The following is a 20,282-nucleotide window of genomic DNA, read 5'->3' as shown; positions in this document are numbered from 1 at the left end:
TATCTGTTTAGCAGCGAAACACCTCGTCCACAATGTGGGTGAGGTGTTTTTTTATGAAGATATCGAAACGAATGAAGCTGGCAGTCATCGCTTTTTTGATTGTATTTTTTCTGCTTCTGCTGAGACTTGCAGAAATCCAGCTGTTTTTCACAGAATCATTTTCTAAAAAGAAAATTAATTTGATTCAAGAAAGTGTGAAACAGCGGACGGAGGAAGTGCTCATTTCAGATGGAAGAGGCTCTTTTTTAGATCGAAACGGGCGGGCGCTGACAGGACAAAGCGAGCCTGCGGTTGTTTTGTTCCCTTTTCTGCTGACGCAGGATTGGCCGATCAAAAAAGTTGCGGACATCCTCGGCATGTCTGAAGATGATTTGCGCCAGACACTAGGTCAGGCAAAAAAACCGGTCATTTTGCAGCAAAAGAAAATCAAAACACTTTCAAAACAATCTATCACAAAAATCAATTCTTTGAAATATCCCGGCATTTACGGCGTATATATGGAGAATGAAGACAAGCCCAGCCTTGCTTCACATACGATAGGGAGCACGAACCAAGATCCGGCGCTGCTTCGCAAGAAATATCCTGACAAGGAGAGCCTTCCGATTACAACAGAAATCGGAACAACCGGTTTAGAACGGACATTTGACGAGTTTTTGCTTCCGGAACAAGACACAAAGCTTTTATATCATGTGGACGGAAAAGGAAACCCTTTGTTTGGCATGGACGTCAAATATACAGCTGAAGCCAATACATTTTATCCGCTCCAGATCAAAACAACGATCGATCAAAGCATTCAAAAAGCGATGGAGGAGGTATTGGATGAACAGGGGCTGAAAAAGGGAGGAGCTGTGCTGCTGGACATCGAAAATAGCAGTGTTCTGGGAATTGTAAGCAAACCAGATGCAGACGTGTCCCGGCAAAACACACTTCAAAATTATATGCTGACGCCAATCTATCCCGGATCAGTTTTTAAAACAGTCATTGCCGCAGCTGCAATCGAAAATAATATGGTGAAGCCTAGTCAAACCTTTAATTGCAATTTAAACCTGTACGGGGAACCGGGGGACGACAAAGGCACCTTGTCTTTTGATGAAAGTTTTGCCCAAAGCTGTAATTACACATTTACGAGTCTTGCAGAACAATTAATGAAAAAAGACAGCTCGGTTATTGAAGATATGTCCGAGAAGCTGGCTCTCACTGATCGGGCAGGCTGGGAGGGAAAACTGTACCACGAAACCGATTTCCGCCAGCTGTATAACGAAAAAAGCGGCGTGATTTGGGGGGATGAAAAAGACAAATCAGTCAAAAAAGCCATTGCGCAAACAGCAATCGGGCAGAAAAATGTAAAGGTAACGCCGCTGGAGGTAGCCAATATGATGGCGACAATCGCCCGCGGCGGAGAAAAACGGCAGGTGAAAATTGCCGAACAAATTGAGTATAAGAACGGCACAACGCTCGTTACGTTTAAAGATCAGAAGCTCAAAGGGGAAACGATAGACAAATATACGTCACAGCAGCTTCAAAAAATACTGCGGCGGGTAGTAGAATCTCCTTCCGGAACGGGCAGAAGGTTTCAAGATCTTCCGTATACTGTAGCAGGGAAGTCGGGCACAGCCCAGACAGGCAAGCTTTCAAAAGAGAAGGAAACGCTCTACGAAAAATGGTTTGCCGGATATTTTCCCGCGGATAAGCCGAAATACGCTCTAGTTGTTTTACACATGGATACACCGGGAGATAAGGCTCTGACAAATTCGGTGTTTTATGATATTGTTAAAAAAGTACACGAAATTGAAATCAATCAGAAATAGAACAACTTCTCAGCACATGTTAAAATATATGCTGAGCCAAGAGGGATAAAGGAGTGCAGAATTATTGAGCAATAATCAATCTCGTTATGAAAATCGTGATAAACGCAGAAAAGCCAATTTAGTGCTTAACATTTTAATCGCAATCGTATCCATACTAATTGTCGTAGTAGCAGCGAATCTCTTCATTAACAGTCCTTCTAGCAAAGATGTCAGCAAGGATTCTGAAACGGCGCAAAAACAGGAATCTCCGGCTTCAGGAAAGACGGAAAAGAAATCGGATGAGGATATAAAAGACAGCAAGAAAGATACATCTGACAGCGAAAAGGATTCTGAGAAGTCTTCTGACTCTGATTCCAAAAAAGATGATTCTTCTTCTAAAAAAGATGACTCTGATTCAGATTCAAGCTCAGATTCAGCCGGTGACGGGCTTAAAGATGCAAAAGTAACAGAAGGCGGCTCATCGAGCGATGTGGAAAAAACGTATGAAAATCCTGACTGGAAAGCAGTCGGAACTGAGCAGACTGGCGAGCATGCCGCTACTTATGATTCAAGCTCACAAGACTGGGCTGAGATGCTGAAAGCCATTTCGTACGCAACTGGTGTCTCAACAGATAACATGACGGTGCTCTGGCTTGGAAATAACGGCAGCCCTCAGGATGCCAAAGGCAAGATTTTGGACAAGGCGACTGGGAATAAATATCAAGTCACGATTACATGGGTCGATGAAAAAGGCTGGAAGCCGACAAAAGTAGAAAAGCTAAAATAAACAAAAGCAGCCGGGTTAAAACCGGCTGCTTTTGTTTTAGGCTTCAGCTGAGAAATGAACCACCGCGCTGTACAATATTCTTCCTTCTGCCACAGCAGTTTGGTGTGAAACAGATTTCACCCGGAGCATGATGGCTTTATTGTTTTCAATTTGTGTATTGATTTTCTTTTCAAGCTCCTGCAATGAAGCCGCTTCAAAAAATTCCACTTTGTCTTTAATCAGATCTAATTGAAAATTCATGTCTTGACCCTCCAGCTTTCACAAGTCATATGAAGTATAAGCTTTTTTGCGGTCAATGCGCAATATGAGATGGCATAAAATACACAAAGTGTTTTAGTACCTGCTTTTCAGAAGATGTGGTATTATAGGAACTGTTCCATCATTAATCCATAGTATACTTATAGGAATTATTAAATATGGAGTGTGACAAATATGGGCCGTGAATTTATCCCTCTCTTTGAAGATTGGGCAGCAACTTATGATCAAACAGTACAAGGTTTAGATATTCAGTATAAAGAAGCGTTCAGAGGCTACGATCATATCCTTGATGCCATCGTCAGAAAATCTGGAACGCATGTGTTAGAATTTGGCCCGGGGACCGGGAATTTGACAGCTAAGCTGCTCGATGCAGGCAAAACTGTATTTGGAATCGAACCTTCTCCAGCAATGCGTAAACTGGCTTCTGACAAGCTCTCAGGCAGGACGGAAATCGTTGATGGAGACTTCCTGACATTCCCTGAGCCGCCATTTCAGGCTGATACGATTGTCAGTTCATATGCTTTTCATCATTTGACTGACGAAGAAAAGCGGGCTGCCATAAAGCAATATGGCAAATACCTTCACTTGCATGATAAAATAGTGTTTGCCGATACCGTCTTTGAAAATGCGCAAGCGTATCAACAGGCTATCGATAAAGCCCGTTCTCAAGGCTTTTATCAGCTTGCAAATGATTTAGAGACAGAGCATTATCCTACATTGGATGCGTTGAAAGAAATGTTTACAGCTGAAGGTTTTGCAGTCCGATTCACTCAGCAAAACGACTTCGTGTGGATAATGGAGGCGATCAAACGGTAAAGTGAAGGGAATGTGAATAGATGAGACTAGCAGTCATCGGAGCAATGGAAGAGGAAGTTACCATCTTAAGAAACAAACTTGAAAATGCAAAAACAGAAACGATCGCACACTGTGAATTTACAACAGGCGAATATGAAGGAACTGAAGTGATTCTTTTAAAATCAGGAATTGGAAAAGTAAATGCTGCTATCAGCACGACGCTTCTGCTTGACCGTTACAAGCCTGATTATGTCATTAACACAGGCTCAGCCGGCGGATTTCATCATACATTGAATGTAGGGGATGTCGTCATTTCCACTGACGTTCGCCACCATGATGTAGACGTAACGGCTTTTGACTATGAATACGGCCAAGTGCCGGGTCTTCCGGCTGCTTATGCGGCGGATGAAAAGCTGATCAGCATCACTGAAGAAGCGGTATCTGAACTCGACGGCATTCAGGTTGCAAAAGGAACGATTGCAACAGGCGATTCTTTCATGAACGATCCGAAGCGGGTTGAAGAGGTGCGTGCGAGATTTTCTGATCTGTACGCGGTTGAAATGGAGGCTGCGGCAGTGGCTCAAGTATGCCATCAATTTAAAACGCCGTTTGTCGTCATCAGAGCGTTATCAGATATCGCAGGCAAAGAATCACATGTTTCATTTGACCAATTTTTAGAGCAGGCGGCTGTTCATTCAACAGAGCTTGTGTTAAAGGTGATCAAACGAATTCATTAAAACGGGGAGAACGTTCTCCTCCGTTTTTCTCTAAAAACAACCTCTATTAAGGAGGAGGACATATATGACAGTGATTACGGACATTACCGAGCTGATTGGGAATACACCGCTTCTCCGCTTGAAGAACTTTGATGTTCCAGAAGGAGTCGCGGTGTATGCCAAGCTTGAAATGATGAATCCAGGGGGAAGCATCAAAGACAGACTGGGAGATATGCTGATTCGTGACGCGCTCGATTCAGGCAAAGTGAAACCCGGCGGAGTGATTATAGAAGCTACGGCAGGCAATACAGGGATCGGCCTTGCGTTAAGTGCCAGAAAATATGGGCTGAAAGCGATTTTCTGTGTCCCTGAACATTTCAGCAGAGAGAAACAGCAAATTATGCAAGCGCTTGGCGCATCAATCATTCATACACCGCGTCAAGACGGAATGCAGGGAGCCATTCAAAAAGCCATTCAGCTGGAGACTGAAATTGAAAATTCTTATTGCGTTTTGCAATTTAAAAACCGAGTAAATCCATCGACTTACTATAAGACGCTTGGACCTGAAATGTGGGAAGCGCTTGACGGGAATATTCATACATTTGTCGCAGGGGCAGGATCAGGAGGCACATTCGCAGGGACAGCTTCCTTCTTAAAAGAAAAAAATCCAGCAGTCAAAACGGTGATTGTTGAACCGGTGGGCTCGATTTTAAACGGAGGAGAGCCCCACGCTCATAAAACAGAGGGCATCGGCATGGAGTTTATCCCCGATTATATGGATAAGAGCCATTTTGACGAGATCTACACCGTAACAGATGAGAATGCGTTTAGACTTGTGAAAGAAGCGGCAGAAAAAGAAGGCCTGCTGATCGGAAGCTCTTCAGGTGCAGCGCTTTATGCGGCATTGGAGGAAGCGAAAAAAGCATCCGCTGGAACTAACATTGTCACAGTATTTCCTGACAGCAGCGATCGATATATCAGCAAACAAATATACGAAGGAGGCATCTGATATGAAGAAAAAAACATTGATGATACATGGCGGAATCACAGGTGATGAGAAAACAGGCGCAGTTTCCGTGCCGATTTATCAAGTAAGCACGTACAAGCAGCCGAAAGCAGGGCAGCATACAGGCTACGAGTATTCAAGAACGGCCAATCCGACTCGAACCGCTCTCGAAGCACTTGTGACAGAACTGGAAAGCGGGGAAGCAGGCTATGCGTTCAGCTCAGGAATGGCTGCCATTACAGCGGTTATGATGCTGTTTAACAGCGGAGATCATGTCGTGTTGACTGATGATGTGTACGGCGGAACATATCGCGTGATGACAAAGGTGCTTAACCGTCTTGGCATTGAATCAACATTTGTTGATACGAGCAGCAGGGAAGAAGTTGAAAAAGCGATTCGCCCTAATACAAAAGCAATTTATATTGAAACACCGACAAACCCGTTGCTCAAAATCACCGACCTGACGCTCATGGCTGATATCGCAAAAAAAGCGGGTGTTCTGCTTATCGTAGACAATACCTTTAATACTCCTTATTTTCAACAGCCGCTTACTTTAGGCGCTGATATCGTACTGCACAGTGCGACAAAATATCTTGGCGGACACAGTGATGTCGTCGGAGGTTTAGTTGTGACAGCTTCGAAAGAGCTTGGAGAAGAGCTGCATTTTGTGCAAAACTCCACAGGCGGCGTGCTCGGCCCTCAAGATTCCTGGCTGTTAATGAGAGGAATCAAAACGTTGGGACTCAGAATGGAAGCGATCGATCAAAATGCGCGGAAAATCGCAAGCTTTCTTGAGAATCACCCTGCTGTCCAAACGTTATATTACCCTGGTTCTTCAAATCATCCCGGACATGAGCTTGCAAAAACGCAAGGAGCGGGCTTCGGCGGCATGATCTCCTTTGATATTGGCAGTGAAGAACGGGTTGATGCGTTTTTAGGAAATCTGAAACTGTTTACCATTGCTGAAAGCCTGGGGGCGGTTGAAAGCTTAATTTCTGTTCCTGCAAGAATGACACATGCCTCTATTCCGAGAGAACGCCGGCTTGAGCTCGGCATTACGGACGGCTTGATCAGAATTTCTGTAGGAATTGAAGATGCGGAAGACTTGTTGGAAGATATCGGCCAAGCGCTTGAAAATATATAACAAATGGATAGAATTACTTTCTCTGTAAGCCGCCGGATTATATTATAATAGTCGTATACTATGAATCTGGCAGGTGATTCTTTTGAACAAAAATAGAATGAAATCTTTAAAAGAAGACTACAAGCATTTTGCTTTTACATTGCTTGCAGTCAGCACTTTTTTATATATAGGCGCAGTTCTCCCTGATCAAGGCTTAACATTAGGCCAGAAATCGACGATGTTTTTAGCGGATTGCGTATTTTTAGCCGGTGCCTTCTTTTGCGCTGACCGTTCACTTATTTACAAGAAGCGTCTGGAAGAAGCCGACGAATAAAAAAACAGCCATCATCAGAGATGGCTGTTTTTCTGTTATTGTTCTCGAAGTTCTTTTCCCATGCCTTTTAAAAACTGAAGGCCGAACCCGACGGCTCTGTTGATGTCAGGATCGTTCATTGCTTTTAACAGGTCGAGAATCCCGACTTTCTTGTCTTCTTTTAAAAAGCTTTGTGCCTGTTCAGTCCCAGCCATTACGCTTTCTAAAAGCTTTGCTGTAAACTCAGGATCGGCTTTTGTCAATGCGCCTCCGGCGGCCATCATCGTGTTGATGAGGTTGGTGACAGGCTCGCGGGAAACTTGGCCAAGCGCAATCTTGGCAATGTCTTCCTTCGCTCTGAGCATGCTTGTTGCCGCATCAAAAATTCCAAGATCATTGAGTTCATTCATTAACGTCATCGTTTTAGAGACGGCGTCCTCATTTTCCGCCAGCAGCTCTTTCAGTTCTTCTATTTTTTCAAGCTTAATTTGCTCAGCTGTTTTTGTTTCTTTTTTGATCGTCGTAATCGGAGTGGCCATTCGTTTTCCTCCTATCGTTTAATCAGTCAGATGTACATAGCCAGGGCGGTTCCATTTTCTTTCTGCTTCGACTCCGTTTTGCGGATGCCGTTTTTTGTTGCGCGGATTTGTTTTTGGAAGCGGCGCTGTTTCACAGCCGCCAAGCACTTCCATGCGGACCTTTGTCTGTTTATAAGCAGGCGTGTTCGTCCGTTTATCAGCTGCAGGGCCCGTCAAGAAGTTAATCGCTGACTCCTTGTCTGTCGAGTTCATTGGCAAATAGAGTTCATTTTTCCGTACCCGGTCTGTGATCAGCGCGTTCAATTTGACTGCTCCGAACGGAGAAACGAGCCGTACAAGCGAACCGTCACAAACACCTCGCTCTTGTGCAAGCTCAGGTGAGATCTCAACGAATACATTCGGCACTTTCGCTTGGATGCCTTTCGATTTATTTGTCATGTTTCCTTCGTGGAAATGCTCCAGCATCCGGCCGTTATTGATATGAAGGTCATATTCCTCCGGAAATGCCGCTGGCTCGGTCCAATCAGAAAGGGCAAAGCGGGCTTTTTTGTCAGGGAAATTAAATCCGTCTTCATACAGAAGCGGTGTGCTTTCACCTGTGAAGCTGCCCCATAGGAAGCTGTTCCAGCCTTCAAGCACCTCATAGCTTGCTTTGGCAAACAGAGGAGAAAGACTCGCCATTTCAGAGAAAATGTCACTTGGATGGCTGTAATTCCAATTCGCTCCTAAACGGTTTGCCACCTCTTGAATAATCCACCAGTCCGGTTTTGCGTCACCAAGCGTCGGAAGCGCCTGATACAATCGCTGGACACGGCGTTCTGTGTTGGTAAATGTTCCGTCTTTTTCAAGTGAAGGAGTGGCCGGCAAGACGACATCAGCATATTGAGCTGTTCTTGACAGGAAGATGTCCTGTACCACGAAGAAATCAAGGCTTGATAAAATATCATGCACATGGTTCGCGTTTGAATCGACCAGTGCCATATCCTCACCGACAAGATACATAGCTTTCATTTTTCCTTCTTCAATGGCATGAAGCATTTGAATATTATCTAAACCAGGCTTTCCATCAATCTCGACACCATATGCCTCTTCAAATTTAGCGCGTGCTTTGTCATCTGTAATATGCTGATATCCCGGCAGCCAGCCAGGCAATGTTCCCATATCACATGCGCCTTGCACGTTATTGTGTCCGCGCAGAGGATAAGCGCCGGCACCTGGACGGCGATAGTTGCCCGTAGCGAGAAGCAGGTTTGAAATGGCTGCTGATGTATCAGAACCGCCTGTATTTTGTGTGACACCCATTCCCCAAAGGACACAAGTGCCGTCAGCATCACGAATCATTTCAGCAATTTGAATGATGTTTTCTTTTGAAAGGCCTGTGATGCGTTCTGCATAATCAAGCGTATACGTTTTAAGGGTTTCTTTATAATCTTCAAAGTAATTGACGTTCTCATCAATAAACGCCTGATCGTGCCAGCCTTGGTCGATCATATATTTCGTAACAGCCATCAGCCAAACTTGGTCTGTGCCTTGTTTAGGGCTGATGAACAGATCAGATCGCTCAGCCATCTCATTTTTACGCAGGTCAGCAACAATCAGTTTTTGACCGTGGAGCTTGTGTGCCCGTTTGACGCGTGTTGCGAGCACTGGGTGTCCTTCCGCCGGATTGGCACCGACAATGATGACCAGGCCTGCTTTGGCAATATCTTTAATCGTGCCGGCGTCACCGCCCATGCCGACAGTGCGGAACAATCCGTCTGTAGCAGGAGACTGGCAGTAGCGTGAGCAGTTATCGACGTTGTTTGTTTCAAATACCTGACGCGCTAGTTTTTGAATGACGTAGTTTTCTTCATTCGTAATTTTAGAAGAAGAAATAAACCCTACAGAGCCTTTACCGTACTGCTCTTTAATTGATCCTAATCTGCTTGCGACAAGATCGAGGGCTTCTTCCCAAGAAGATTCCACAAAGGCTCCGTTTTTACGGATTAAAGGCTTTGTGATCCGCTCTTTTGAATTGACAAAATCCCAGCCGAATTTCCCTTTGACACATGTGGAAATTGCGTTAACCGGAGCATCAGAAACAGGCTGGATCTTTAAAATATCCCGTCCTTTTGTCCATACTTCAAATGAACATCCGACACCGCAGAACGTACATACAGTTTTCGTTTTTTTCGTTCTCGTTTCACGCATTGCCGCTTCGACTTCAGAAATGGCAAAAATGCTGCCATACCCCGGTTCAACATTTTTCACGAGATCAATCATCGGTTCCATGACGTCCTCTTTAATGCCTGTCATAAAACCAGCCTGCCCGAGCATTGATTTTTCCATCAGTGCATTACATGGACATACTGTTACACACTGACCGCAGCTGACACAGGAAGATTCATTGATCGGAACTCCCTCATCCCAAATGACGCGAGGGCGTTCGCGTTCCCAGTCGATTGAGAGTGTTTCATTTACCTGAAGGTTTTGACAGACCTCAACACACTGGCCGCAGGCAATACATTGGTTTGGATCATAGCGGTAAAAAGGATGAGACATATCAACCGCGCAAGAAGGATCTTCTTTTGGCGTGTATGGGTATTTTTGATGCTCGATCCCCATCATTTCCGCTGTATTATGCAGCGTACAGTTTCCATTGTTGTTATCGCAAACTGTACAATACAGCAAATGATTTTCAAGAAGGCGGTCCATCGCTTCGGTTTGCGCTTCTTTCACTCGATTTCCTGAAAGATCAATAGACATCCCGTTTTCTGCAACCGTCGCGCATGAACGAACCAGCTTGCCGTTTGCCTCTACTATGCAAGTATCACAAGTTTGAATCGGGTCAACCTCTGGTACGTGGCAAATCTGCGGGTACTCAATTCCGTTTTCATTTAAAATATCTAAAATTGTGGCCCCTGCTCGTGCTTGAATTTCTGTTCCGTCTACACGGACACTGATCGACTTAACGTCCATCATATTCATATTCCCCTCCATCTTTCTTTCAAGAAGTCAAAAAAAGCCATGTATAGATACACCTGCCCTTAATTCTAAGAAGGTGTAAACACACATGGCGGAATAGTTCACTAGCAAGTCTTACTAACAGACCAATCCTTGATTTTTATAAAACGATAGACTCATAACAAGATCCTATTACAAATCCATCAACACTGCTTTTATTATAATGTGATATTTATTATAATACAATATGGCAGGAAAATTTTAACCAAGTGAAATGTCCTGAGGGGAACCGGGAAAAGCCTTTATAAGGCAATATCGGAAGGGGTAATCAGCATGTCTAAAAAAATTCATGAATTCAATGATATTATTCGAAAACTTCGCAAAGAATTGTTCGGAAAAGGGCCTGAGAGAATTCATACTGTATTTGTAGAAAACATGGCAGTTTCAACACTATACGGAAATCTGAGTGCAAGCGAGCAGTTTATTGCCCGCACGCCTGAAGGAAGAGAGATGGTACATGCGGCCCGGACAAGCCTAATTCAAGACCTTTATTCCAAACAAACACCGGAAGGAATGGAGGAACTTATGGGAGCTAAGCTAGTCCATTTGTTTTCTGATATTAAAATTGAGGAAAACATCGCTGTATCTGTATTTGTTTTTGACCGAAAAATAGATGAGCAAAAAGAAGCTCTGCAAAGCTAGTATATTTGTCATTGACACAAATTTGTCACATTTGATATGATGTTGCTACAGTTATAGAAGGCTAAAGCAATGGAATGTATGCACGAACTGTATATATTCTCTTTCAATATCTTATATACTGCTTGATATTGTTGTATGGGTATGCATACAAGTTAGGCAGCATTCAAACGCCTGGTTTGACACAGGTTATTTGAGTGCTGCCTTTTTTATTGCCTTTCTTGCATAACTGTGAGAAAAGAAGAAGTAATGGAGGCGTTTTATTATGGCTTTTCGAAAACCGGATGAAATAGCGGAAGCAGCAATTGAAGCAGGGATGAAAAAAATAAAGCTCCCGCTGCCGTCACTGCTTGTGCTGGGGTTTTTAGGCGGTGCATTTATCGCGCTTGGGTATTTGCTTGATATCAGGGTAATTGGCGATCTTCCGAAAGAATGGGGGAGCCTGTCCAGTTTGATTGGTGCAGCAGTATTTCCAGTCGGCCTGATCCTTGTCGTTCTCGCTGGCGCTGAACTGATCACAGGCAATATGATGTCAGTTGCGATGGCGTTATTTTCGAGAAAAATATCAGTAAAAGAGTTAGCGATTAACTGGGGAATCGTCACAATTATGAACTTAATCGGCGCATTGTTTGTTGCTTACTTTTTCGGGCATTTGGTTGGATTGACTGAAACAGGTCCTTATTTAGAAAAAACGATTGCCGTTGCCCAAGGAAAGCTTGATATGAGCTTTGGCAAGGTTCTCATTTCCGCCATCGGCTGTAACTGGCTTGTATGTCTTGCAGTGTGGCTTTCTTTCGGCGCCCAAGACGCAGCAGGAAAAATCCTTGGCATCTGGTTCCCAATCATGGCTTTTGTGGCTATCGGATTTCAGCACGTTGTCGCCAACATGTTTGTGATTCCTGCTGCCATTTTTGCAGGCTCATTCACGTGGGGGCAGTTCATCGGAAACATCATTCCGGCTTTTATCGGTAATGTCATCGGCGGAGCTGTATTTGTCGGTCTCATTTATTTTATTGCATATCATAAGAAAGACCGCTCCAGAAAAGAAATGAAGCAGGTGTCATGACCAACGGGCAAATCCATTCGATGATTTGCACAATTTCCGTCCATTTTTAGAAAAAGATGTTTACAAAATGGAATTTGGTGGATATACTTACAAAGTAAGAAAAAAGCAAAGGAGGCTGAACCAAAATGACAATGAGACAACGACGTCAACCTGTACGTGATACACATGTAAAAGTTCATGGTTTATTCAGCCTGTGGAAGAGTTCGTGTCCTTCCTTAACCGATGCTTATCGCACGCATTAAATTCGGAATAGTCGGACATACGCAACTCCCCGCAGGCAGTAGAGGCATTGGTGTCTTCTTTTGTCTGCGGTTTTTATTTGCCCGCGGCAGAAGGGTTGTGCCGCGGGTTATTTCGCTTGATGCGGACTTTGAAAGGGGGTGAGCGATATGACGATTAACCTATTCTTTTTAACGTTAACGATTAAAAAACGGTTTAAAAGCCTGGAAGAATTCGAACGAGAACAGCAGATTGAACAAATTTATGATGAAATGAAAGAGTCTCAGTTAAAGCATCTTTATTTAACAAACTGGCGCTAAAAGCAACGAAAAAAACTGAAGGGGGAATGGCATATGCTTAGAATGGAACTATTGATGCATTATACAATGGAGAAGGACCAAGTTTAGCGAAATAGCTGTCAAGAAAATGCGCGCCTGCATATAGTAAATCAACGTTATTGTGAGGCAGGTGATGGCATGATGAACGATTATCAAAAAAGACTGCCGTCGATTGGCCATGGTTATGCGTCCATGCCGCATTCCTTCAAACATGGTTATGGAAATCCATTCCGACAGCAGAGGCTGATGGCAATGCAGCAGCAAAGGCTGTATGTATTCCCTTATCATTGGCATTAGAAAGAGGGCAGAAAACATTATGTTTTCTGCTTTTTTTTCGGAAAAAAATGAAAAAGTTTAGTTCTATTGAAACATTTTTCAATACATTGCCGTCTAGTTGGTACCTTCCTTCACTTTTAGAAATGAAGATGATGTTTATTTTTTTAAGATAATAAATAAACATAGGAAACCAAAAGCAGGTGTTTAAAATGCTAGAAAATAGACTCTATAAACGATCGGATTTTTGGAAATTATTTTCTCGGAAATATAAGCTAACCAAAACAATTGAGCATATGATGATTGACTCTATAGATATACAAGAAAATGACAGAATTTTAGAAATTGGAATTGGAAACGGCACTGTCTTTAAAAGCATAACCAAGAAACTAAAAAAGGGTAGCCTAAAAAGCATTGATCCTTCAAAACGAAAGGTAAGACAGATATCACGTGCGAATCGAAAGAACATGGGGAACGGGGAGGTTTTTCATGGCTATCCAGAGGACATTCCCTTTGATGACCGTACCTTTAATAAAGTCTTTTCTTTACATACGGTTCAAAGCTGCACCGATATTAGGCTTGCATTAAGAGAAATTTACAGGGTGCTTCAAATTGACGGCCGGTTTTATATCAGTATTGACACAAATACCGGTGAAAAAGAGAAAACGTATATTCAACTGCTGAAAGACCAGCATTTCAGGGATCTTTCTGTTATCAGGCGTGCTTCCTGTCTATGTATTGTGGCTGTTAAATAAAAAATTTCTCGGGAAATATATCCAAGATCCTCGTATTAGGATTTGGGTATATTTTCTTAATTTTTTATTTTTTGCATATACTTTATATTAAAAAAAGTTTTTTTCATATAAACTTATAACAGAAGAAAGAACAAAGAGGTGATATCAGACAGGGCAGACATTCTTTGTGAACAAAAGGAATGAATATTCATTCCGTAAACGAATCGGAGGTTGTCAGATTACATGATATCCGCATCCAGCAGTAAATACGACATGATTATGAAAGCGTCAGTCTCACTTTTTACGGAAAGGGGTTTTGACGCTACCACTATTCCTATGATAGCTGAACGTGCTCATGTAGGGACAGGAACGATCTATCGTTATTTTGACAGCAAAGAAACACTCGTTAACGTACTGTTTCAAGAAAGCATCCAGCGATTTACGGAAAAACTGAAGCAAGACGTTTCAGAATTGCCTGTCAGAGAAGGCTTTCACCACGTATTTTGCTGTCTCGTTCAGTTTACGAAAGAGAGCGACTATGCGCTTTTTTTTCTTGAAACCAAAAAAGACGCTCATTACTTAAATCATACAAGCAAAAAAATGATAGAAAATCTGACTCAAATGCTTGATGACTATTTTAATAAGGGAAAAGCGGAAGGCGTGATTCGCAGCCTGCCCTCTAATGTGTTAATTGCGATTGTATTAGGGGCGTTTCTCAAGATATATCAGCTCGTTCAAACAGGTGATATAGAGATGGACACTGATTTAATTACTGAATTGGAACAATGCTGCTGGGACGCCATTAAGCTTCATTCATCACAAAAATAGGAAAGGGAGATGTTAATGAAACAGGCAAGCGCAATACCTCAGCCCAAAACATACGGACCTTTAAAAAATCTTCCGCATCTGGAAAAAGAACAGCTTTCTCAATCCTTATGGCGGATAGCTGATGAATTGGGACCGATTTTCCGTTTTGATTTTCCGGGAGTATCCAGTGTTTTTGTGTCCGGCCACAATCTTGTGGCTGAAGTGTGTGATGAAAAACGCTTTGACAAGAACCTTGGCAAAGGCTTGCAAAAGGTGCGTGAGTTCGGGGGAGATGGCTTATTTACAAGCTGGACGCACGAACCGAACTGGCAAAAAGCCCACCGCATTTTGCTGCCGAGTTTTAGTCAAAAAGCGATGAAAGGCTATCATTCTATGATGCTGGATATCGCAACCCAGCTGATTCAAAAGTGGAGCCGGTTAAACCCTAATGAAGAAATTGATGTAGCGGACGATATGACACGTCTGACGCTTGATACGATTGGGTTATGCGGGTTTAACTATCGATTCAACAGCTTTTACCGTGATTCACAGCATCCGTTTATCACCAGTATGCTCCGTGCCTTAAAAGAGGCGATGAATCAATCGAAAAGACTGGGCCTGCAAGATAAAATGATGGTGAAAACGAAGCTGCAGTTCCAAAAGGATATAGAAGTCATGAACTCCCTGGTTGATAGAATGATAGCGGAGCGAAAGGCGAATCCGGATGAAAACATTAAGGATCTCTTGTCTCTCATGCTTTATGCCAAAGATCCAGTAACGGGTGAAACGCTGGATGACGAAAACATTCGATACCAAATCATCACATTTTTAATTGCTGGACATGAGACAACAAGCGGGTTGCTATCCTTTGCGATTTATTGTCTGCTTACACATCCGGAAAAACTGAAAAAAGCTCAGGAGGAAGCGGATCGCGTGTTAACGGATGACACGCCTGAATATAAACAAATCCAGCAGCTCAAATACATTCGGATGGTTTTAAATGAAACCCTCAGACTGTATCCAACAGCTCCGGCTTTTTCTCTATATGCGAAGGAGGATACTGTTCTAGGCGGGGAATATCCGATCAGCAAAGGGCAGCCAGTCACTGTTTTAATTCCAAAACTGCACCGGGATCAAAACGCTTGGGGACCGGATGCGGAAGATTTCCGTCCGGAACGGTTTGAGGATCCTTCAAGTATCCCTCACCATGCGTATAAGCCGTTTGGAAACGGACAGCGCGCTTGTATTGGCATGCAGTTTGCTCTTCAAGAAGCGACAATGGTTCTCGGTCTTGTATTAAAGCATTTTGAATTGATAAACCATACTGGCTACGAACTAAAAATCAAAGAAGCATTAACGATCAAGCCGGATGATTTTAAAATTACTGTGAAACCGCGAAAAACAGCGGCAATCAATGTACAGAGAAAAGAACAGGCAGACATCAAAGCAGAAACAAAGCCAAAAGAAACCAAACCTAAACACGGCACACCTTTACTTGTTCTTTTTGGTTCAAATCTTGGGACAGCTGAGGGAATAGCCGGTGAACTGGCTGCTCAAGGCCGCCAGATGGGCTTTACAGCTGAAACGGCTCCGCTTGATGATTATATCGGCAAGCTCCCTGAAGAAGGGGCAGTCGTCATTGTAACGGCTTCTTATAATGGGGCGCCGCCTGATAATGCTGCCGGATTTGTAGAGTGGCTGAAAGAGCTTGAGGAAGGCCAATTGAAAGGTGTTTCCTATGCGGTATTCGGCTGCGGAAACCGGAGCTGGGCCAGCACGTATCAGCGGATTCCCCGCCTGATTGATGACATGATGAAAGCAAAGGGGGCATCGCGTTTAACAGCGATTGGGGAAGGTGACGCCGCCGATGATTTTGAAAGCCACCGCGAGTCTTGGGAAAACCGCTTCTGGAAGGAAACGATGGACGCATTTGATATTAACGAAATAGCCCAGAAAGAAGACAGGCCTTCATTATCGATTACTTTTCTCAGTGAAGCGACGGAAACGCCGGTTGCTAAAGCATATGGCGCGTTTGAAGGGATTGTGTTAGAGAATCGAGAACTCCAGACAGCTGCCAGCACGCGTTCAACCCGCCATATTGAATTGGAAATTCCGGCTGGTAAAACATATAAAGAAGGCGATCATATCGGAATCCTGCCAAAGAACAGCAGGGAGCTTGTTCAGCGGGTTCTCAGCCGATTCGGTTTGCAGTCCAATCATGTGATAAAAGTAAGCGGAAGCGCTCATATGGCTCATCTGCCGATGGATCGGCCAATCAAAGTAGTGGATTTATTGTCGTCCTATGTAGAGCTGCAGGAACCGGCATCAAGGCTTCAGCTTCGGGAGCTGGCCTCTTATACAGTTTGTCCGCCGCATCAAAAAGAGCTGGAACAGCTCGTTTCAGATGATGGCATTTACAAAGAGCAGGTACTTGCAAAACGTCTTACCATGCTTGATTTTTTAGAGGATTATCCTGCTTGCGAAATGCCGTTTGAACGGTTTTTAGCACTTTTGCCATCACTAAAACCGAGATACTATTCCATTTCAAGCTCACCGAAAGTTCATGCAAATATCGTGAGCATGACGGTAGGAGTTGTGAAAGCCTCAGCATGGAGCGGCCGAGGTGAATACCGGGGTGTCGCCTCTAATTATTTAGCAGAATTGAATACAGGTGATGCAGCAGCTTGCTTCATTCGTACGCCGCAGTCCGGATTTCAGATGCCGAATGATCCTGAAACGCCTATGATTATGGTCGGGCCGGGCACAGGAATTGCGCCATTCAGAGGCTTTATTCAGGCAAGATCGGTTTTGAAGAAGGAAGGAAGCACCCTTGGTGAAGCACTTTTATACTTCGGCTGCCGCCGCCCGGACCATGACGACCTTTACAGAGAAGAGCTGGATCAAGCGGAACAGGACGGTTTGGTCACAATCCGCCGATGCTACTCGCGCGTCGAAAACGAACCAAAAGGATATGTCCAGCACTTGCTCAAGCAAGATACGCAGAAATTGATGACACTCATTGAAAAAGGGGCTCATATTTACGTATGCGGTGATGGATCGCAAATGGCTCCTGATGTAGAGAGAACTTTGCGATTGGCATATGAAGCTGAAAAAGCAGCAAGTCAGGAAGAATCAGCTGTATGGCTGCAAAAGCTGCAAGATCAAAGACGTTATGTGAAAGACGTTTGGACAGGAATGTAAAATATAAAATCCCGCCAATCTGATTGGCGGGATTGCTTTGCATATGAGAAAACCGGCACGATAATGAAATCTACTGAAAAGGATGTTATAGGGAGTATCGCGCCGGCCTTATTATTCATATCGGCATGCAGAGGCAAAAGTTTAGTTCTTTTTACCTTGTTTTTAAAAATAAATAGTCTGAAAGTCTTGTTTTTGATTTTCGACTCAGGCTTTTGGCATTTTGTTCTTTCTTATTCCTTAAGATCAGTCATCTGTTGAAGATTGATGCTTGAATTGCTGTTCCACATGCTTACGGTAATGAAAGTCATGAATCAGCCGAATGGTCGGCCTGATTAACAGCAGCAAACTTCCGATCGCAAACAGCCATATCCCTGCCGACATTAACCGGTCATAAAAAAAGAAAAAACTTCCAACGAGAAACATAGCACCGATGATAAAATCGTTTACTGTATAAAGAACCTTATATCGTTTTTTGAAAAAAAGCTCATATCGTTTCAACTCTTTTTGGATGTCATGTTCTTCATTTCCTTTCATTATCATCCCTCCATTCAATTTTGGCTTACCCTTACGTAAACGGCATGTAAACATAAGGGCTGCCTTGCTGAAAGAAGACATAATCAACGATCAGAAACTAAAGTAAAAAAGTGATCTGTATAGGATCTCTTTTTTACGATTTCATCGCCTGAACAATAAGAGCAGTCAAAGTTTTTGCCCCTTTAGGAACCAAGTGAACACCATCAGGGGTAAAATATTCCGGATGCTGAAGAGCTTCTGTATGCCAGTCAACTAACGTAACATTTTGATGTGCGTGGGCCTGTTGCTGCAAAGATTCATTTACCTTGCTTTCCCATTGGCGGGGAACCCGTGTATTGACAAGATAAATATGAGCTTTTGAGAAAGATTGAAGCAGTTGTTCGATTTGGCTGTTTGTAAAATAGCCATTGGTTCCAAGCTCAATGATGACAGCCTTGTTCGGCTGATTAAAAGACTTGTATTCCCTTGCGAGTTCCAAAGCTTGAGACATTTGTCTCCCTACCTTTCCATCAATCGTCACATTTGAAAATGACTGACGCAGGTGTGAAGAAATATCAAGCATGACGGAATCTCCTATAGCTAAAACTTCTTTCGCAGTGTCTGCTGGTTTTTTCAACTGTTGGGATTGCGTGTCTTTCTTTTTATGAGTCTCTTGCCCACTATCTTTGTTTTCCTTTTGACCCTGATTGGAATCTGTTGTCTTTTGTTCAGGATTGTGTTTTTTATCTGCTGCAGCGTTCTTTTTATCCCCAGAAGCCTGGCTGGTGTCAGCATTTGTTTCTTGTGAGCTATAGGTCCATTTGGTAGGGTGCTTTTGCTCGCCGGCTAGCCCTGACAGCCCGCCTGCAAAAATAAGTATAGCGAAAATAATGAAACCAATTGACATTTTGCTGATGACAGATGTCGTTTTCCATTCCTTGATTCTATGTATAAAAACACGGCGGGAAAATGACCTAAATCCCTGTGTCCGTATCGGCTTCTCAATAAAATGGTAGGAGAGCTCGGCAAGTATACATGTCACAATGACCTTTAGCACGATATGCCAAAAAACAGGGTTTCCGATTTCTTGAACTGGCGTGCTTAACACAATAACAGGGTAGTGCCAAAGATAAATTCCGTAAGACCTCGTTCCAAGCCACCGAAGCGGCCTCCATGAAAGCAGATTGCCTAAAAAGCTGCTCGGATGGCAAACACATGCAATAAGGATTGCGGCAGTCACGCTAATGAATAGCATTCCGCCTCTGTAAAGAAAAGGCTCGTATTCATCTGTGAAATAGACACACAACACTAAAATACAAAATGCCAAAAATTCAGTGGCGTGCAAAGTGTGCTTCAGTTTGCTTGGCAGCCTGTTGGAAGACAGCCTTTTCATCGGCCATACCAAAGCCAAGGCACATCCGATGAGAAGTTCAAACGAACGAGTGTCTGTGCCATAGTAAACGCGGCTCGGATCTCCGCCAGGTTCATACAGTACGCTCATCATCACGGCTGAACAAAGCACAAGCAATGATATCACCGCAGCCAATCTGGCGCGGCTTTTCATTATGTACATTCCAACAACTAAAAACATCGGCCATATGATATAAAATTGTTCTTCAATCGCCAGCGACCAAAGGTTTTTTAGAGGTGATGGGGAACCGAAACTATCAAAATATGATAGCTTGTGAAAAATAAACCACCAATTGCTCATATAAAAGAGAGAAGAGATCGCATCTCCACGTACAGTGTGCAATAGTTCTCGATCAAACAATACGACCCACACAACAGTGGAAAAGATCATAAGGTACGCTGCCGGGAGAAGCCGCCGAATGCGGCGCACCCAAAAATCCCGAAAATCAAGATTGATATCATTTCCATATGCCGGTAATAGAATAGATGTAATCAAATATCCGGATAAAACAAAAAAGATATCAACCCCGATAAAACCACCGTTAGCCCAATTGAAATTTAGGTGATAAGTGATAACTGACAGGACGGCGAAAGCCCGAAGGCCATCAAGTCCAGGAATGTATCGATGATGCTGTGTCTTGTGATACATGGGTATTCCTCCAATAGTATGCAAATATTCTCGTTGTTTTTGATAGCGGGGTTACGACCTCGAATAGAGAAGAGAGAAAACATCCATAATCTTAGATGGATGTTTT

General features: G+C 43.4%; 19 protein-coding genes. 14 read left to right on the top strand and 5 right to left on the bottom strand.

The window, feature by feature from the left end; genetic code table 11:
- Positions 1-53 precede the first annotated feature (53 nt).
- Together NST22_RS13950 and NST22_RS13945 are read left to right on the top strand one after the other, a co-directional pair.
- Entirely contained in the window at positions 54-1,808 is a 1,755-nt protein-coding gene (locus NST22_RS13950) for a penicillin-binding protein 2 (protein WP_004398903.1), read from the top strand.
- Positions 1,809-1,872: 64 nt separating this feature from the next.
- The gene (locus tag NST22_RS13945) at positions 1,873-2,574 is read left to right on the top strand and encodes a YrrS family protein (RefSeq protein WP_003246156.1); all 702 of its coding nucleotides are present in this window, start codon (positions 1,873-1,875) and stop codon (positions 2,572-2,574) included.
- Positions 2,575-2,610: 36 nt separating this feature from the next.
- Here NST22_RS13945 and NST22_RS13940 read toward each other — a convergent pair whose 3' ends face one another.
- The gene (locus NST22_RS13940) at positions 2,611-2,814 is read right to left on the bottom strand and encodes a YrzA family protein (protein ID WP_003229806.1); all 204 of its coding nucleotides are present in this window, start codon (positions 2,812-2,814) and stop codon (positions 2,611-2,613) included.
- Between the two features lie 192 nt (positions 2,815-3,006).
- Here NST22_RS13940 and NST22_RS13935 point away from each other — a divergent pair, with 192 nt between their 5' ends.
- The 5 genes from NST22_RS13935 (at position 3,007) to NST22_RS13915 (ending at position 6,806) form a co-directional block, all read left to right on the top strand.
- On the top strand, positions 3,007-3,648 hold the full coding sequence (locus NST22_RS13935) for a class I SAM-dependent methyltransferase (RefSeq protein WP_003229807.1): 642 nt from the start codon (positions 3,007-3,009) through the stop codon (positions 3,646-3,648).
- A gap of 20 nt (positions 3,649-3,668) precedes the next feature.
- Complete coding sequence (mtnN, locus tag NST22_RS13930) at positions 3,669-4,364, top strand: 5'-methylthioadenosine/S-adenosylhomocysteine nucleosidase (protein WP_009967881.1); 696 nt, start codon at positions 3,669-3,671, stop codon at positions 4,362-4,364.
- 64 nt (positions 4,365-4,428) lie between these two features.
- Positions 4,429-5,352 (top strand): O-acetylserine dependent cystathionine beta-synthase, encoded by a 924-nt coding sequence (locus NST22_RS13925; protein WP_003229809.1) that lies wholly within the window; start codon positions 4,429-4,431, stop codon positions 5,350-5,352.
- 1 nt (position 5,353) lies between these two features.
- A complete protein-coding gene (locus tag NST22_RS13920) occupies positions 5,354-6,493 on the top strand; it encodes a bifunctional cystathionine gamma-lyase/homocysteine desulfhydrase (protein WP_003229810.1) in 1,140 nt (379 codons plus the stop codon).
- An 82-nt stretch (positions 6,494-6,575) separates the two neighbouring features.
- Entirely contained in the window at positions 6,576-6,806 is a 231-nt protein-coding gene (locus NST22_RS13915; protein ID WP_003237358.1) for a YrhC family protein, read from the top strand.
- A gap of 35 nt (positions 6,807-6,841) precedes the next feature.
- Here the strand turns inward: NST22_RS13915 and NST22_RS13910 are convergent, their stop codons facing one another.
- Together NST22_RS13910 and fdhF are read right to left on the bottom strand one after the other, a co-directional pair.
- Positions 6,842-7,324 (bottom strand): DUF1641 domain-containing protein, encoded by a 483-nt coding sequence (locus NST22_RS13910; protein ID WP_003246168.1) that lies wholly within the window; start codon positions 7,322-7,324, stop codon positions 6,842-6,844.
- Positions 7,325-7,342: 18 nt separating this feature from the next.
- On the bottom strand, positions 7,343-10,285 hold the full coding sequence (gene fdhF, locus NST22_RS13905) for a formate dehydrogenase subunit alpha (protein ID WP_010886582.1): 2,943 nt from the start codon (positions 10,283-10,285) through the stop codon (positions 7,343-7,345).
- A 315-nt stretch (positions 10,286-10,600) separates the two neighbouring features.
- Here fdhF and NST22_RS13900 point away from each other — a divergent pair, with 315 nt between their 5' ends.
- From NST22_RS13900 to cypB, 7 genes are all read left to right on the top strand, one after another.
- Entirely contained in the window at positions 10,601-10,969 is a 369-nt protein-coding gene (locus NST22_RS13900; RefSeq protein WP_004398508.1) for a DUF2294 domain-containing protein, read from the top strand.
- A gap of 262 nt (positions 10,970-11,231) precedes the next feature.
- The gene (locus tag NST22_RS13895) at positions 11,232-12,032 is read left to right on the top strand and encodes a formate/nitrite transporter family protein (protein WP_003229815.1); all 801 of its coding nucleotides are present in this window, start codon (positions 11,232-11,234) and stop codon (positions 12,030-12,032) included.
- Between the two features lie 389 nt (positions 12,033-12,421).
- Positions 12,422-12,571: a YrzI family small protein gene (locus tag NST22_RS13890; protein ID WP_004399102.1), complete on the top strand. Its 150-nt coding sequence runs from the start codon at positions 12,422-12,424 to the stop codon at positions 12,569-12,571.
- Between the two features lie 156 nt (positions 12,572-12,727).
- Positions 12,728-12,886: a hypothetical protein gene (locus NST22_RS13885; protein ID WP_003229817.1), complete on the top strand. Its 159-nt coding sequence runs from the start codon at positions 12,728-12,730 to the stop codon at positions 12,884-12,886.
- Between the two features lie 188 nt (positions 12,887-13,074).
- Positions 13,075-13,617, top strand: coding sequence for a class I SAM-dependent methyltransferase (locus NST22_RS13880; protein WP_004398716.1), 543 nt, complete (start codon positions 13,075-13,077; stop codon positions 13,615-13,617).
- A 222-nt stretch (positions 13,618-13,839) separates the two neighbouring features.
- Complete coding sequence (fatR, locus tag NST22_RS13875; RefSeq protein ID WP_009967878.1) at positions 13,840-14,424, top strand: transcriptional regulator FatR; 585 nt, start codon at positions 13,840-13,842, stop codon at positions 14,422-14,424.
- A 15-nt stretch (positions 14,425-14,439) separates the two neighbouring features.
- Entirely contained in the window at positions 14,440-17,604 is a 3,165-nt protein-coding gene (gene cypB / locus NST22_RS13870; RefSeq protein ID WP_003246174.1) for a bifunctional cytochrome P450/NADPH--P450 reductase CypB, read from the top strand.
- Positions 17,605-17,847: 243 nt separating this feature from the next.
- On the opposite strand, the gene NST22_RS13865 is transcribed toward cypB, so the two are convergent.
- Entirely contained in the window at positions 17,848-18,138 is a 291-nt protein-coding gene (locus NST22_RS13865) for a YrhK family protein (RefSeq protein ID WP_004398584.1), read from the bottom strand.
- Between the two features lie 133 nt (positions 18,139-18,271).
- Positions 18,272-20,176, bottom strand: coding sequence for a peptidoglycan O-acetyltransferase OatA (oatA, locus tag NST22_RS13860; protein ID WP_004398729.1), 1,905 nt, complete (start codon positions 20,174-20,176; stop codon positions 18,272-18,274).
- Positions 20,177-20,282 lie beyond the last annotated feature (106 nt).

Origin of the sequence: Bacillus sp. PS237 (assembly GCF_037963345.1) — a bacterium.
GTDB lineage: Bacteria > Bacillota > Bacilli > Bacillales > Bacillaceae > Bacillus > Bacillus subtilis.
This window is presented reverse-complemented; position numbering and strand designations above follow the sequence as displayed.

Coding starts and splice junctions, on each gene's coding strand:
- NST22_RS13900 (WP_004398508.1), top strand. CDS start 10,601: ATGTCTAAAAAAATTCATGAATTCAATGATATTATTCGAAAACTTCGC.
- cypB (WP_003246174.1), top strand. CDS start 14,440: ATGAAACAGGCAAGCGCAATACCTCAGCCCAAAACATACGGACCTTTA.
- NST22_RS13940 (WP_003229806.1), bottom strand. CDS start 2,814: ATGAATTTTCAATTAGATCTGATTAAAGACAAAGTGGAATTTTTTGAA.
- NST22_RS13890 (WP_004399102.1), top strand. CDS start 12,422: ATGACGATTAACCTATTCTTTTTAACGTTAACGATTAAAAAACGGTTT.
- NST22_RS13920 (WP_003229810.1), top strand. CDS start 5,354: ATGAAGAAAAAAACATTGATGATACATGGCGGAATCACAGGTGATGAG.
- NST22_RS13910 (WP_003246168.1), bottom strand. CDS start 7,324: ATGGCCACTCCGATTACGACGATCAAAAAAGAAACAAAAACAGCTGAG.
- mtnN (WP_009967881.1), top strand. CDS start 3,669: ATGAGACTAGCAGTCATCGGAGCAATGGAAGAGGAAGTTACCATCTTA.
- oatA (WP_004398729.1), bottom strand. CDS start 20,176: ATGTATCACAAGACACAGCATCATCGATACATTCCTGGACTTGATGGC.
- NST22_RS13880 (WP_004398716.1), top strand. CDS start 13,075: ATGCTAGAAAATAGACTCTATAAACGATCGGATTTTTGGAAATTATTT.
- NST22_RS13935 (WP_003229807.1), top strand. CDS start 3,007: ATGGGCCGTGAATTTATCCCTCTCTTTGAAGATTGGGCAGCAACTTAT.
- NST22_RS13885 (WP_003229817.1), top strand. CDS start 12,728: ATGATGAACGATTATCAAAAAAGACTGCCGTCGATTGGCCATGGTTAT.
- NST22_RS13925 (WP_003229809.1), top strand. CDS start 4,429: ATGACAGTGATTACGGACATTACCGAGCTGATTGGGAATACACCGCTT.
- fdhF (WP_010886582.1), bottom strand. CDS start 10,285: ATGATGGACGTTAAGTCGATCAGTGTCCGTGTAGACGGAACAGAAATT.
- NST22_RS13895 (WP_003229815.1), top strand. CDS start 11,232: ATGGCTTTTCGAAAACCGGATGAAATAGCGGAAGCAGCAATTGAAGCA.
- NST22_RS13950 (WP_004398903.1), top strand. CDS start 54: ATGAAGATATCGAAACGAATGAAGCTGGCAGTCATCGCTTTTTTGATT.
- fatR (WP_009967878.1), top strand. CDS start 13,840: ATGATATCCGCATCCAGCAGTAAATACGACATGATTATGAAAGCGTCA.
- NST22_RS13865 (WP_004398584.1), bottom strand. CDS start 18,138: ATGAAAGGAAATGAAGAACATGACATCCAAAAAGAGTTGAAACGATAT.